This is a genomic window from Agaribacterium sp. ZY112, from assembly GCF_041346925.1.
Lineage (GTDB): Bacteria > Pseudomonadota > Gammaproteobacteria > Pseudomonadales > Cellvibrionaceae > Agaribacterium.
In genome coordinates this window covers 3,248,110-3,261,590 of sequence record NZ_CP166840.1, presented here as the reverse complement: position 1 = coordinate 3,261,590, position 13,481 = coordinate 3,248,110, and the positions used below count along the sequence as shown (strand labels likewise).

The following is a 13,481-nucleotide window of genomic DNA, read 5'->3' as shown; positions in this document are numbered from 1 at the left end:
TGAGTGATTTAGCGCTCTGTGCTACCATCGCACTTTTTTATCTGTGGGGGAATACCAAGCGTGCGCCAACAATTAATCACGATGCTGGAACTGCAAGACGCAATGAATACTAAGGTGAATGCGGACTGGCGTGAAGCTGGTAATGCTTGGTATCGAGCAATTTGGGTTGAATGTGCTGAGCTGTTAGATCATTACGGTTGGAAGTGGTGGAAAGCGCAAGAGCCAGATATAGAGCAAGTTGAACTTGAGCTGATTGATATTTGGCATTTTGGTATCAGTATCGCATTGGAGCAAAGCTCTAATTATGAAGCACTTGCGCAAGAACTAGAGAGTAAACTGTTTGTTGATGAAACTAAGGGGGATTTTCGCGAATCCCTAGAGCTATTTGCTTTGAATACTTTGCAAAGTAAAGCCTTTGATGTGGCAGGTTTTGCAGGCTTAATGCGTCTTGCTGGTTTAGACTTTGATAGTTTATTTACTCGTTATGTCGCAAAAAATGTGCTTAACATCTTTCGCCAAGATCACGGTTACAAAGAGGGCAGCTATATTAAGCTCTGGGCTGGCAAAGAAGATAATGAGCATTTGATGGAAATCCTTGCGCAGTTATCAGGAGCTGAGTGCACTAAAGAGTGTATTTATAGTGAGTTAGAGGCTCGTTATCAGTCTATGTGTTAGGGCGCGCTGATTAATTTTCATTTGTAGCTAGGCCTTAAATGATTTTGCTTTATTTTGGTGCGTTATTTGGGTGATGTCTATTTAATGCACTTTTTCTGCCACATGACTTTTTCGTCGTTTTCCTTATAATGCGCGACGATTGTTCAAAACATACATATTTAACGGAGATATATTGTGAAAGCACCCGTTCGAGTTGCCGTAACTGGCGCCGCTGGTCAAATCAGCTATTCCTTGTTGTTCCGCATCGCCGCTGGTGAAATGCTGGGCAAAGATCAGCCAGTTATTTTGCAAATGCTTGAAATTACGCCTGCTTTAGAAGCATTAAAGGGTGTAGCAATGGAGCTTGAAGATTGCGCTTTCCCTTTGCTTGCCGGCATGGTTTGCACTGATGACGCTAATCTTGCTTTTAAAGATGCAGATTATGCTTTGCTTGTTGGTGCGCGTCCCCGTGGCCCAGGCATGGAGCGTAAAGACTTGCTTGAAGCTAATGCTGCGATTTTCTCTGTTCAAGGTAAAGCAATTAATGATCACGCTTCACGTGATATTAAAGTTTTGGTTGTTGGTAACCCTGCTAATACAAACGCCTTGATTACTCAGCGTAATGCTCCAGATATTAACCCTCGCCAATTTACTGCGATGATGCGTTTGGATCACAATCGTGCCATGTCTCAGCTGTCTGAGAAAATCGGCAAGAGCATTAATGATGTGAGCAAGATGACGGTATGGGGTAACCACAGTGCTACTCAATATCCAGATTTGCACACTGCTAAAGTGAATGGTGATGATGCGATCAACCTGGTTGATCAAGATTGGTACGAAGGCACGTTTATTCCTGATGTACAGCAGCGTGGTGCAGCAATCATTAAAGCGCGTGGCGCATCTTCTGCAGCTTCTGCAGCGAATGCCGCAATCTTCCATATGCGTGACTGGGCACTCGGCACTCCTGAAAACGATTGGGTGAGCATGGGTGTTTATAGCGATGGCTCTTACGGTATAGAAAAAGGCCTGATTTACTCTTTCCCATGTGTTTGTAAAGATGGCGATTGGGAAATTGTTCAAGGTCTTGAGATCAGTGAGTTTTCACAAGAGAAAATGAACGCTACTGAAACCGAGCTTAAAGAAGAGCGCGACGCGGTTAAAGCATTATTGCCTTAATCCAGTTAAGCTTTTAAGTCGTATTAAAAAGCGCAGTTTATTCTGCGCTTTTTTTTGCCTGCGTGTTATTCGTCTATTTTAGTTGGCAGGCCTACTGCTATGTTTGTTTAAGTCATTGCCATTTTTTATTAGCTAAGGCATTAAGGGCGCTAGCAAGCTAAGATGCATGTTTGGTAAATAAAGCGCTTAATATATAAAAGTAAAAGTGTTAAAAGTCATTAGAGCTAGGAGAGTGTATGTCACACCCAAAGGTTGGTAATAAAGCCCCTGCGTTTAATTTGTTAAATCAAGATGGCGAAAAAGTGAATTTGTCGTCGTTTGTAGGTGAAAAGAATGTTGTTTTGTTTTTTTACCCTAAAGCTTTAACGCCTGGTTGTACAACTCAGGCTTGTGGTATTCGAGATAGCCAAGCAGAGCTGGCTCAGAGAGATACAGTGGTCTTTGGTATTAGCCCAGACCCTGTCGCACGCTTACCTAAGTTCATTGAAAAACACGACTTAAATTTTCCCTTGCTTTCTGATGAAGACCACAAAATTGCGGAGAAGTACGGTTGCTGGGGTTTAAAGAAGTTTATGGGTAAAGAGTTTATGGGCCTGATACGAACCACCTTTATCATTGGTAAAGATGGCCGTTTATTAAAGGTGATGGATAAATTTAAAACTAAAACACACCACGAAGACTTATTGGTTGAGCTTGATAGCTTGCTTTAGTTTGTTAATTATAAAGCCATGATTTAATTGTGGCTTTATAATCTTTAATCAGTCGCTTTTGTTCTCGCCTGTTTAAGTGCAATCTTACTTCTCTTACTCATACTCCCATCACTCCAAAGTACGAATATTATTCGCCCTTTATGCGTTCGTTATCCTGCCTAAGTGTGCTTTTGCGCATACAATTCTAATATTGTCGCTTTTATCCCCAAGCTGGCGTCATCGGTGCTGAAATAGACGTGCAAATCTAAATTTAAAATTTATAATCGAAAGCCATGTATTTACATCTGCTGATAACTATATCGCATAAGCAATGTGCGCTTTTGGAAATTGAGTGACCGATTCAAACCAGATAAAACAAGAGTCAGGGCAGCTATCTGCTGAGACCCATCGATTCAATCGCGAGCAATTTACGTCTGCATGCTTTGAGAAAAAAGCCAGTAGTGTTTATCTTCGTGATCTATATCGACTGATAGTGAATCATCAGCAGTTCGGCTCGTTTAATGAAGTTTTGAGCTTGCTGTTGCGTAGCGCCAGTGTCCAGTTTGGAATGCAAAATGGTGCAGTATTAACGCCGGTGTCTCCAGAAGTCTTTGAGGTATGTGCTTCTTCCGATGCAGAGAATTTGTTTCCAGGTCAGCATGTTAGCCTTCAAGAGTGTGGTGTTTTAGCTGAGCATAAAGAGTCGCGTTTTGTTTTGAGTGAAAATTGTTCGACAAATGCTACAAAAAGCGACAAAAATCCTTATAATCTAATGCAGACCCGCGCCTACTTAGGGATAAACCTGGATATGGGTGACAAGCAGCGCGGGCTGGTGTGTTTTGTCTCATCCGAGGTGGTAGACACAGCGATGGATGAGGCAAGCATGTTGTTGCTTGAACTCACGGCGGAAGGAATAGCCTGTATGATGGATTTACAAAATGCGCGTGCACAGCGCAAAACCGAAGATTTAGCCATTTTTGCCAGCGGATCAATGAAAACTCTAGATGAGTATCAGGCTGCTGCGGACTTACCAGAAGGCCTTGGTATTTCAGGTAAAGTGGTTGAGGTGCTTAAACGTCGCATAGGTCAAAGCTCTCTGAGTATTGATCACATTGCAGAAGAGCTAAACCTGAGTAAGCGCACTTTACAGCGTCGTTTACAGCAGCAAGGTATTAGCTTTGCAGAGTTACGCGATAAAGTCCGTTTTCACTTTTCTATTGATTATCTGATTCGCCAACAAACGTCCATAGATCGTATCTCCTCGACTTTGGATTTTTCTGATCGCACCAGCTTTACCAATGCCTTTAAACGCTGGACGGGGCTTTCACCAAGCACTTTCCGTAAAGTGTTCAGGGATTACGCATAATCTCGCTATTTAAGGGCTAGCTTGGCTAGTCCTTGATTGCCTACTTAGCTCATCTTTAGTAGAGTTGCCGCCTGATTTTTTATACTAATCAAGAGGTTACTCATGAGTTTTTTCATCGCTGAAGCGGCTGCTCAAGCGCAAGCCAGTGCTCCTGCTGCGTCCCCCAATGCCGGTTTTTTAAACATTCTGCTTTTAGGTGGTTTGTTTGTATTCATGTATTTTATGATTATCCGTCCTCAGCGTAAGCGTCAAAAAGAGCATCAGAGCTTAGTTGATGCCTTGGGTAAAGGTGATGAAGTGGTTATGAGTAGCGGCCTATTAGGTAAAATCGTCGAGGTTGATGAAGCCTATGTAACGATTAAAGCTGCAGATAGTGTTGAGCTTAAATTTCAAAAAGCCAGTGTTCATGCGGTACTTCCAAAAGGTACGATCAAAGCTATTTAATTATTAGCTTTAAGCTGTGCGCTTAAATTAGCGTGCAGCTTTGCTTTCCCCTTCGCTCGCGCTGTTTTATGCTTTGTTTATCACAAAGGAACAGTGCCTATTATGCTACGCCATATCCCCCCTCGTATTCGTCTTGCTCAATTACCGAGCCCTCTGCGTGAATTGCAGTCCTTAAGCCGACGCTTTCCTCGGCAGCGCTTGTGGCTCAAACAAGATGAGCTAACGGGTATGACTCTAAGTGGTAATAAGGTTCGTAAGCTTGAGTTTTTACTTGCTGATGCTATTGAAAAAGGCTGTGATACCGTTATCACTTGTGGTGGTGTTCAAAGTAATCACTGTCGTGCAACGGCCTTTGCGTGTGCCGAGTTAGGCCTGCGCTGCGAATTGATTTTAAGAGATGATCCAGATCTTAACGGGCAATCCACATTAGGGCAGGGCAACCACGTATTGAGTCTCATGACGGGGGCGCAGATAGAGCTTCTATCGCAGCAAGAGTATACCAAACAACTTAATAACCGCTTTAAAGAAAAAGCCAGAGAAATTGAGCGAGCAGGGCGTAGCCCTTATTTAATACCAACTGGGGGCAGCAACGGTAAAGGCGTGTGGGGTTACGTTAATGCTGCAAAAGAAATTTTGGAGCAGTGTCAGGGGCAAGGCTTTAACCCTGACTTAGTCGTCTGTGCAAGTGGCTCAGGTGGTACTCAAGCAGGCTTAACGCTTGGTTTTCATGAACTGCATGTGCCCACTCAGGTGTTGGGTATGGCAGTCTGTGATTCTGAAGCTTATTTTCAAAAGAAGGTGGCGGCGGATATTAATGAGGCTGCCCAGCAAAGTGGCTTAAGTGCGGTGGAGCGTGAAACGCTGATAAATGAACTGAGTATTCAGGTGAATGCGGATTTTATTGGCCCCGGTTACGCCCTGGGGTATAGCAAGCTGTATCAGCGCATGGCTGAGCTGGCTAGAGAAGAGGCAGTTTTATTGGACCCTGTATATACCGGTAAAGCGATGCATGGTTTATTGTCTTTGTTAGAGCAGGGGCAGTTGGCCGATTATGAAGATATTGTCTTTGTTCATACAGGTGGGGCATTTGGGGTATTTCCACAGGCAGCTCAGCTAATGGATACCATCTCGTAGATAAGCTTAAGAGTATTTATTGATGCATGAAAAGTTAGTGGTAGCTATATCTTCCCGGGCTCTGTTTAATTTGGATAACAGCCATAAGGTGTTTGAGTCAGATGGTCTTGAGGCCTATAGTCGTTACCAAATTGAGCGCGAGGAAAAAGTGCTTGAGCCGGGTGATGCCTTTCATATGGTCAAAAAATTATTGAGCATTAATGACTTAATAGAAGGACCGGAGCGTGTGGAGGTTATTCTGCTCTCGCGTAACAGTGCCGATACGGGTCTACGGGTGTTTAACTCCATTAAACATTACGACTTGTCGATCACTCGTGCCGCTTTTACTGGGGGGCAGAGTCCTTATCGCTATATAGCTCCCTTTAATTGCCATTTATTTTTATCTACCAATGCTGATGATGTACGCCATGCTTTGAGCCATGGTATCGCCGCCGCGACCTTGATGCCCTCTAATAAAGAAAACCTCGAATCACCAGAGCTGCGTTTTGCTTTTGATGGCGATGCTGTGCTGTTCTCTGATGAAGCTGAGAAAATATATAAAAATGAAGGTTTACAGGCTTTTACTGCAAGTGAAGTGGCAGCGGCGAAAAAACCCTTGTCGGGAGGCCCTTTTAAATCGTTTCTTGCCGCTTTACAGAACCTACAAGGCGAGTTTGCCGAAGATCAATGCCCCATTCGCACAGCGTTGGTAACGGCTCGTTCAGCTCCTGCACATGAGCGTGTAATACGTACGCTTAGAGCTTGGAATATTCGTATTGATGAAAGTTTATTTTTAGGGGGCATGGATAAAGGGGCCTTTTTAAAAGCCTATGGTGCGGATGTCTTTTTTGATGATCAGCCAAGCCATTGCGAGTCTGCTCAGCAACACGTTGCAACGGGGCACGTTCCTCATGGTGTGGCTAATGCGTAAGCACTACTCCATAAGCCTGAAGCCTCTTCTAGGACCTATGTGTTGAGGTTATAGAGGTATGGAGAAAGCAAAGGCGGCTCAGCTAATAAAAACAAACTTCAAGCCAATACCAAATAAGATAAACGCCAGTATGCGTTGAAGTATGTGGTTGGGGATTTTGCTTGCAAGCTTGGCTCCAAAATGAACGGCCGGTAGAGAGCCCATCAATAAGCCGGCAAGCAAGCTCCAGCTGACACTTTCATTCCATACATGCCCTAAGCCTGCGACTAAGGTCAATGGCACTGCATGCGCGATATCGGTGCCAATAACGTTAAGTGCAGGTAAGCGCGGAAAAAGTGTTAATAAGAGAGCGGTGCAAAAAGCGCCCGCGCCAACAGAAGACAGAGTTACAAACAGCCCAAGTAGAATACCCGCAACAAATGTGACAGGGCGACGATGTTGGTGTATCCATCGATTGTGTTTACTTTCTTCGATTGCCTCGGTTTTAATTCTGCTTTTAAAAATAACAACAATCGATGTGAGTATTAGCATAATGCCTAAGGCTAGCTCTAAGCCTGCGCTGTAATCAGTGTCTTTGGCTATGAGGAGTTTAAGTGCAGCGCTTGTTGCTAAGCTTGCAGGAATACTGCCTGCTAGTAATAGCAGTACTACGTTCCATTTAATGGTTTGTTGGCGCTGGTGGCTAATTAACGCTCCGCTTTTGGTTGCAGCTGCGTAAAGTAAATCGGTACCAATGGCAATTTTGGTCGGTATGCCTGAAAAAATCAGTAGGGGAGTCATCAGTGAGCCGCCACCGACCCCTGTTAGGCCTACAGCAAGGCCTACTCCAGCACCACATAGAATGAAATACAGCAAATCAGGCATAAAAAGAGAAACTTAGGTCTAAACTAGGTAAAAGTGGCTGGCAAATATACAGATTTATAACTATTCTACAAAAGAATATTTGCTTATATTTTTATAACTAAATTAGCTTGAGTCGACTGGGAAGGTCGATGTCAGCCGCGTGGCTAAGAATGATCATACGGCTGGAGCGAGCAAATTTACTGCGGCCGAATGGAGGGTCTATGAAACTGCAGCAGTTGCGTTACATCTGGGAAGTTGCTCATCACGATTTAAATGTGTCAGCGACGGCTCAGAGTCTCTATACCTCTCAACCAGGTATCAGTAAGCAGATCCGCTTACTCGAGGATGAGTTGGGTGTGGAGATTTTCTCTCGAAGCGGTAAGCATTTAACGCGGATTACACCTGCGGGAGAAGCTATTTTGCGCACTGCCGGTGAGATTCTGCGTAAAGTAGAGAGCATTAAGCAGGTGGCGCAAGAGTTTTCGAATGAGAAAAAGGGCAGCTTGTCCATTGCGACTACCCATACTCAAGCTCGCTACGCCTTACCTAAAGTGATTGAAAACTTTATCTCTGAGTACCCTGATGTCAGCTTGCATATGCATCAAGGCACTCCGATGCAGATATCGGAGATGGCTGCCGATGGCAGTGTCGATTTTGCGATCGCGACCGAGGCTTTAGATCTTTTTAGTGATCTCATTATGCTGCCGTGTTATCGCTGGAATCGCTGTATTTTGGTTCCCCGCAATCACCCGCTTGCCCAGTTGAGTGAGCTAAGTCTTGAGGATGTGGCCAAGCATCCTATTGTGACTTATGTTTTTGGTTTTACTGGTCGCTCTAAATTGGACGAAGCGTTTATGCAGCGCGGCCTAGCTCCTAAAGTGGTGTTTACTGCTGCGGATGCTGATGTCATTAAAACCTATGTTCGCTTAGGTTTGGGTATCGGTATTGTGGCTAAAATGGCCTACGATCCAGAAACCGACTCCGATTTAGTGGCCCTTGATGCAAGCCACTTGTTTGGTGCAAGCACCACTAAGCTTGGTTTTAGACGGGGGACTTTTTTGCGGGGCTTTATGTATGAATTTATTGAAGCCTTAGCTCCTCATCTTACTCGTGAGGTTGTTACAAACGCTTTTAACTGCCACTCGAAAGTTGAGTTAGACGAGCTCTTTAGCAACATCAAACTACCTGAGTATTAGGCTTTAATACAGGCTTGTTTCCTCGCTATTTAGATAAGAAAAAGGCCGCTATTGCGGCCTTTTTGCATATTAGCGCTGCATTAGTCGTTTAAAGGAAGTCGAGATCGTTGTTGTCCATAATCTCTTTGAGCTCATCTGCTTCTTCTGTCTTTTGGTTTAGCACGTCTTTTACAAACTTCATGTAAACAGTGTAAACCTCAGTAGAGTCGCCATTCTCTACAACAAAGAAGGGGGCTCTATCAACATCCAATTCTTTGGCAAGCTTCATGCCCGCGCTATCTGGATCTCGCTCATCTGCAACCAGCACTTCATCAATACGCTGCATCTGACCACTGGTTTCGAGCTTATTCAGTACGTCACCACACTTTTTGCAAGGGCTGCCATCAGCAAGAATTTTTTTAACCAGCGTAATTTTCATCGTTTGCTCCTAAGTCTCTGTGTGCGAATGCACGCTAAGCCTTATATGGGGTTACTTTTTCACATTACCAGAGTGAAGACCGCATTCTTTTTTGGTGGCTTCTTCCCACCACCAGCGGCCGTTGCGCTCGTGTTCACCAGGAAGTACGGCACGTGTACAAGGTTCACAGCCTATGCTGATAAACCCTTTGTGGTGTAGCTCATTAAAAGGGATGTCCATGGCGCGGATGTATTCCCATACTTGCTCTGAGCTCCAGTTCGCAAGCGGGTTGTACTTGATCAAGCTTTCGCCGGGGCGGGCAAAGGCTTTATCTAGCTGAATCACTGGGATTTCAGCGCGTGTTCCTGGGCTTTGATCCTTTCGTTGGCCTGTAATCCACGCATCTAATGTCAGTAGATGGCGACGAAGAGGGCCGACTTTACGAATACCACAGCATTCCTGATGCATATCCTCATAAAAGCTATAGAAGCCTTTCTCACGCACAAGTTTTTCTACTTGGTTTGCATCAGGGAAAAGAATCTCAAGTTGCATGTCGTAAGTTGTGCGAACCTTTTCAATAAATTGATAGGTTTCTGAATGCAGGCGGCCAGTATCTAGACAGAATATTTTAACACCCGGCTTAATTTGCGCAGCCATATGTACTAAAACAACATCTTCAGCGCCGCTAAACGAAACAGCAATATTGTCGTGCTCTTCAAGAGCGTATTTTAAGGTCTCTTGAGGGCTGCTTTTACTTAATTGCGCATTAATATCGGTGACAGGCAGGGTACTCATAATTACTATCCTTTGGAATCCAGCATTGCCTCAGGTTTAGCTCAAGGCTTTGACTCAAGGCGTCGGCCTTGGAAATTGGCGCGAATCATAGCAGAAGCAAGGCAGCAAGAAAAACGTCAGGCATTGCTATAAGTCAGTGAAACAGGTAGATTGAGCGCCAAATTTTACCCGCATTGCTACGAGGAATTGAGACGTGGAAATCGCTTGCCTTGACCTAGAAGGTGTACTGATCCCTGAAATTTGGATCGAATTTGCTCAAAAAACTGGAATTGAAGCGCTAAAAGCGACCACTCGCGATATCGCTGATTACGATGAATTAATGACCATGCGCTTGAATGAGTTAGATAAGCACGGTTTAGGCATTAATGAAATTCAAGAAGTTATCGCAACCTTAAGCCCTTTGGAAGGCGCTGTTGAGTTTGTTGATTGGTTGCGTGAGCGTTTTCAAGTCATCATCTTGTCTGACACCTTTTATCAGTTTGCTGATCCGTTGATGAAGCAATTAGGGTATCCGACTTTGTTGTGTCACAACTTAGAGATGAACGACACCGGCAAGATTGTTAACTACCACTTGCGTCAAGCGAATCCTAAGCGCCAAGCTATTTGTGCGTTAAAATCCCTGTACTATCGTACTATTGCCGCAGGTGATAGCTATAACGATACAACTATGTTGGCTGAAGCGGATGCTGGGATTTTGTTCCATGCCCCTCAGAATGTGATCGAGGAATTCCCTCAGTTCCCTGCGGTTCATACCTACGACGATCTGAAAAAAGAATTCTTAAAAGCAAGCATTGAAGTTAAAGCTTAAGCTTCTTTCTTAGGCTACGTTTTTTTAGCTTCTACAAAAAAGCCACGTCTCAGCGTGGTTTTTTTGTGTCTTTTGTTTACCTAGGTGAACCTTTTAGTGCTTATTTAGCGGCTATAGATTTTGCTTCTAATTCACGCATCAATGCGCCCACTTTTTGCAGTGATTCTTGGTATTCTTCTTCTGCTTTAGAGTCTGCCACAATGCCTCCTCCGCCCCAGCAATAGATACTGTTGTCCTTTATCAGCAGGGTGCGAATAGCAATGCTACTGTTAAGTCGGCCATTTGCACTGATGCAAACAATGGAGCCGCAGTAGATATTACGAGGGTGGGGTTCAAGCTCGTCGATAATTTCCATGGCCCTTTTTTTGGGCGCGCCGGTTATGGAACCGCCGGGAAAACAGTCATGATAAAAACTCAGCTCATCGATACCATCGTTTAATTCACCGGTTACTGTGCTGACTAAGTGGTGAACGTTGGCATAGCTCTCTAATGCGAATAGGTGGGGGACCTTAACACTGGCGGCTTTACAGTTTTGGCCAAAATCATTGCGTAATAAATCCACAATCATCAGGTTTTCAGCACGGTTTTTTTCACTTTGAAGCAGTTCGCAGGCTAAGCTCTTGTCTTGCTGTTCATCAACACCGCGTCTTATTGTGCCTTTAATTGGCTTAGTTTGCGCTCTTTTGTCTTGTATTTGAACAAACTGCTCAGGAGATAGGCTTAATACCTGTTGCTCACCTAAGGCAATATAAGCAGAGTAGGGGCCACCTATGTGCTTACGCAGTTGCAGGTAAGCCTCAGATGGGTCGCCACTAAATTGGGCGCTAAAGCGCTGGCTGTAATTGATCTGATAACAGTCTCCTGCATGAATATAACTTTGAATTTGTTCAAAGGCTTTTAAATAGTCTTGCTTGCTTTGGTCGTGTTTAAACGAGGACAGATGGTAGTTAGAACAGGGTTGTTTATCTTCAGCTTGTAGTAGGCTTATTAGGTTTTGTATGTGTGTGCTTGTTTCATTGGCAAGGCATATAAAATGGCAGCTCTTATTTTCGTGATCTTGTATTAAAGCCCAATCAAACAAGCCCCAGTAACTTGGGCTCTGCTGCTTGTTTTTTGTACTTAATGAGAAGTGCTGGTGTCTGTCTTCGTAGTTGTTGTAACCAATTAAACCACCGCAAAAAGGAAACGTCTCTAAAGCCTTTAGCTCTTTTTGATAGCGTTGCTTAAATGCCTCAAGCTGCTGCTTGAGTTCATTGTGGCTTGGGTTTTTGAATAGCTCATTTGGCTCGGCACTTAAGACCGAATAACGCCCGCCTTGGGCTTGTTCTCCATCTAGCCATATCGCACCAGAAAGATGGCGGATACGTGTAAACCAATGGCTGCTATCTGGGTAGTATTTAAAACTAAGGCAAGGCATGAATGATGAAATCTAAAGATAAGGCGGCATTCTAGGCGAGACAGTGTGCTGGGCCAAGTACCGTTTTACAAGTCTCTAGCTGATTTGTAAGTGATGGCTTAATTGAAATAGCTCCCTTAGGGGGCAGTGGGCTTGTACTGGTTTGATACTCTGAGTACATCCCAGCTAGGTTTTCAGTCTAAACATGCTCATAATGGGCGTCGTTGATTAACAAGAAATGAGGCAGCAGTGGCTTTTCACGTATTAGAACAATTGAGTCGCTTACAAGACGGCTATAAGAAAAGTTTCAACATAGAAGGGCATAAGTTATTACTTATCCATGAAAATGGACATAGCTACTTAATTGAAGATCGCTGCCCACACAAAGACCTACCTTTGTCGACAGGCACAGTAACGCCTGATGGCAAACTTCGTTGCAGTGCTCATGGAATTGCCTTTGAGCTAAACAGTGGAAAGGCAACAGGCCCTATGGGGGATGTACTCGATTGCTTAACACGCTTCGATTTAGTTTATGAGGGCAGCACCGTGGGGGTTGAGCTTTAAGCTTTGTTAGCTAGTAAGCCTTGTTTTCTGGTCGAGTTTGATGCTGAGCCGCTTCCCAGCCAATGATGCTCCTCTTTTGCTTTAATCCCCAGCGATAGCCTCCTAGCTTTCCGCTTGCCTGTATCACTCTGTGGCAGGGGATTAGGAACGCAATAGGGTTTTGCCCTATGGCTGTGCCCACCGCTCTGGCGGCACCGTCTCTATTGATTTTTTTGGCCAATGTACCGTAACTGGTCAGAGAGGCTAGAGGAATCTGTAGCAGTGCTTTCCATACTTGTACCTGAAAAGGGCTGGCCTTTAAGTGAAGCTTTAAGCTTTCAGCTTTTAAATCACTATCTATTATTTCTCCTTGCAATAAAGCAAGGGCATCTTTTTGTACATCACTCTCAGTTTCTATAAAAGTAGCCTTGCTGAACTGCATCTTCAGTTGCTCTAATGCTTCGAGCTTGTTTGAGTGAAACAGAATACTGCAGACGCCTTTTGTTGTACTTGCTATTAACACAGGTCCAAAAAGTGACCTATTAAACTGATAGTTGATGATAAGTTGTTGCCCTTGGTTTTTATACTCTCCGGGTGTCATGGCCTCTAGAGTGATAAATGCATCATGTAGACGGCTTGCGCTCGAATACCCCGTTTGATGAGCTAGCTCGAGTACAGATTGTTGTAGCAGGTCTTGTTGTCGGTTTTTCTGTAGGCATTGTTTGGCATATTCCACGCTTAAAAATCGCACAAATTGTTTGGGGCTTAAGCCTACCCAGTTTGTAAATTCACGCTGAAAGTGAGAAGGGCTGAGTTGCGCTTGAGCGGCGATGCTTGCAAGATCTGGTTGCTCTTGAAAGTGTTCACAAATAAAACCTATGGCTTTTTCTATACGTGTATAACTTCTTAGGGCTGCACTGTTGGTCTCACCTTGCTTAGCATCACTTATTATATGTGAAGGGCGTGGGGGCCTAGCCTCTACTGATGTGGTATTGCTTGATGTTTTAGCTTCGTGCTGGCTATTTTGTGCAGGAGCTTGCATTGAAAGCGAAAGTGGCTGTGCTTTAGTCATGCTAAATGTAGGCCTAGAGGCGCGTTGGATTAGTTCGCTATGAGCATGCTATATGAAT

Annotated in this window: 15 protein-coding genes; 10 read left to right on the top strand and 5 right to left on the bottom strand. The window is 44.2% G+C overall.

Going from position 1 to position 13,481, the window contains the following annotated elements:
- Nucleotides 1–60: 60 nt before the first annotated feature.
- The 7 genes from AB1S55_RS14150 to AB1S55_RS14120 all read left to right on the top strand — a co-directional run bounded on the left by AB1S55_RS14150 (nt 61) and on the right by AB1S55_RS14120 (nt 6,373).
- Nucleotides 61–675, top strand: coding sequence for a dUTP diphosphatase (locus tag AB1S55_RS14150; protein WP_370978828.1), 615 nt, complete (start codon nt 61–63; stop codon nt 673–675).
- A 174-nt stretch (nt 676–849) separates the two neighbouring features.
- Nucleotides 850–1,830, top strand: a complete 981-nt coding sequence (locus AB1S55_RS14145; RefSeq protein ID WP_370978827.1) for a malate dehydrogenase — start codon at nt 850–852, stop codon at nt 1,828–1,830.
- Nucleotides 1,831–2,066: 236 nt separating this feature from the next.
- On the top strand, nt 2,067–2,540 hold the full coding sequence (gene bcp, locus AB1S55_RS14140; protein WP_370978826.1) for a thioredoxin-dependent thiol peroxidase: 474 nt from the start codon (nt 2,067–2,069) through the stop codon (nt 2,538–2,540).
- A gap of 331 nt (nt 2,541–2,871) precedes the next feature.
- A complete protein-coding gene (locus tag AB1S55_RS14135) occupies nt 2,872–3,885 on the top strand; it encodes a helix-turn-helix domain-containing protein (protein ID WP_370978825.1) in 1,014 nt (337 codons plus the stop codon).
- Between the two features lie 102 nt (nt 3,886–3,987).
- Complete coding sequence (gene yajC / locus AB1S55_RS14130) at nt 3,988–4,329, top strand: preprotein translocase subunit YajC (protein WP_370978824.1); 342 nt, start codon at nt 3,988–3,990, stop codon at nt 4,327–4,329.
- A 102-nt stretch (nt 4,330–4,431) separates the two neighbouring features.
- Nucleotides 4,432–5,463 (top strand): D-cysteine desulfhydrase family protein, encoded by a 1,032-nt coding sequence (locus tag AB1S55_RS14125; protein WP_370978823.1) that lies wholly within the window; start codon nt 4,432–4,434, stop codon nt 5,461–5,463.
- 22 nt (nt 5,464–5,485) lie between these two features.
- Nucleotides 5,486–6,373, top strand: a complete 888-nt coding sequence (locus AB1S55_RS14120; protein ID WP_370978822.1) for a 5'-nucleotidase — start codon at nt 5,486–5,488, stop codon at nt 6,371–6,373.
- A 78-nt stretch (nt 6,374–6,451) separates the two neighbouring features.
- On the opposite strand, the gene AB1S55_RS14115 is transcribed toward AB1S55_RS14120, so the two are convergent.
- Nucleotides 6,452–7,237 carry a sulfite exporter TauE/SafE family protein gene (locus AB1S55_RS14115; protein ID WP_370978821.1) on the bottom strand — a complete coding sequence of 262 codons (786 nt, stop codon included), beginning with the start codon at nt 7,235–7,237 and terminating at the stop codon, nt 6,452–6,454.
- A gap of 200 nt (nt 7,238–7,437) precedes the next feature.
- On the opposite strand from AB1S55_RS14115, the gene cysB reads away from it, so the two are divergent.
- Nucleotides 7,438–8,412 (top strand): HTH-type transcriptional regulator CysB, encoded by a 975-nt coding sequence (cysB, locus tag AB1S55_RS14110; protein WP_370978820.1) that lies wholly within the window; start codon nt 7,438–7,440, stop codon nt 8,410–8,412.
- Between the two features lie 88 nt (nt 8,413–8,500).
- Here the strand turns inward: cysB and AB1S55_RS14105 are convergent, their stop codons facing one another.
- Both AB1S55_RS14105 and AB1S55_RS14100 read right to left on the bottom strand, forming a co-directional pair.
- Complete coding sequence (locus AB1S55_RS14105; protein WP_370978819.1) at nt 8,501–8,830, bottom strand: hypothetical protein; 330 nt, start codon at nt 8,828–8,830, stop codon at nt 8,501–8,503.
- 51 nt (nt 8,831–8,881) lie between these two features.
- Nucleotides 8,882–9,604 carry a phosphoadenylyl-sulfate reductase gene (locus AB1S55_RS14100; protein WP_370978818.1) on the bottom strand — a complete coding sequence of 241 codons (723 nt, stop codon included), beginning with the start codon at nt 9,602–9,604 and terminating at the stop codon, nt 8,882–8,884.
- Between the two features lie 193 nt (nt 9,605–9,797).
- On the opposite strand from AB1S55_RS14100, the gene thrH reads away from it, so the two are divergent.
- Nucleotides 9,798–10,412 carry a bifunctional phosphoserine phosphatase/homoserine phosphotransferase ThrH gene (thrH, locus tag AB1S55_RS14095; RefSeq protein ID WP_370978817.1) on the top strand — a complete coding sequence of 205 codons (615 nt, stop codon included), beginning with the start codon at nt 9,798–9,800 and terminating at the stop codon, nt 10,410–10,412.
- Between the two features lie 100 nt (nt 10,413–10,512).
- On the opposite strand, the gene pabB is transcribed toward thrH, so the two are convergent.
- The gene (gene pabB / locus AB1S55_RS14090; protein WP_370978816.1) at nt 10,513–11,829 is read right to left on the bottom strand and encodes an aminodeoxychorismate synthase component I; all 1,317 of its coding nucleotides are present in this window, start codon (nt 11,827–11,829) and stop codon (nt 10,513–10,515) included.
- A 228-nt stretch (nt 11,830–12,057) separates the two neighbouring features.
- Between pabB and AB1S55_RS14085 the strand changes: the two genes are divergently transcribed.
- The gene (locus AB1S55_RS14085; RefSeq protein WP_370978815.1) at nt 12,058–12,372 is read left to right on the top strand and encodes a Rieske (2Fe-2S) protein; all 315 of its coding nucleotides are present in this window, start codon (nt 12,058–12,060) and stop codon (nt 12,370–12,372) included.
- A 10-nt stretch (nt 12,373–12,382) separates the two neighbouring features.
- On the opposite strand, the gene AB1S55_RS14080 is transcribed toward AB1S55_RS14085, so the two are convergent.
- The gene (locus AB1S55_RS14080) at nt 12,383–13,423 is read right to left on the bottom strand and encodes a bifunctional helix-turn-helix domain-containing protein/methylated-DNA--[protein]-cysteine S-methyltransferase (protein ID WP_370978814.1); all 1,041 of its coding nucleotides are present in this window, start codon (nt 13,421–13,423) and stop codon (nt 12,383–12,385) included.
- Nucleotides 13,424–13,481: the final 58 nt, after the last annotated feature.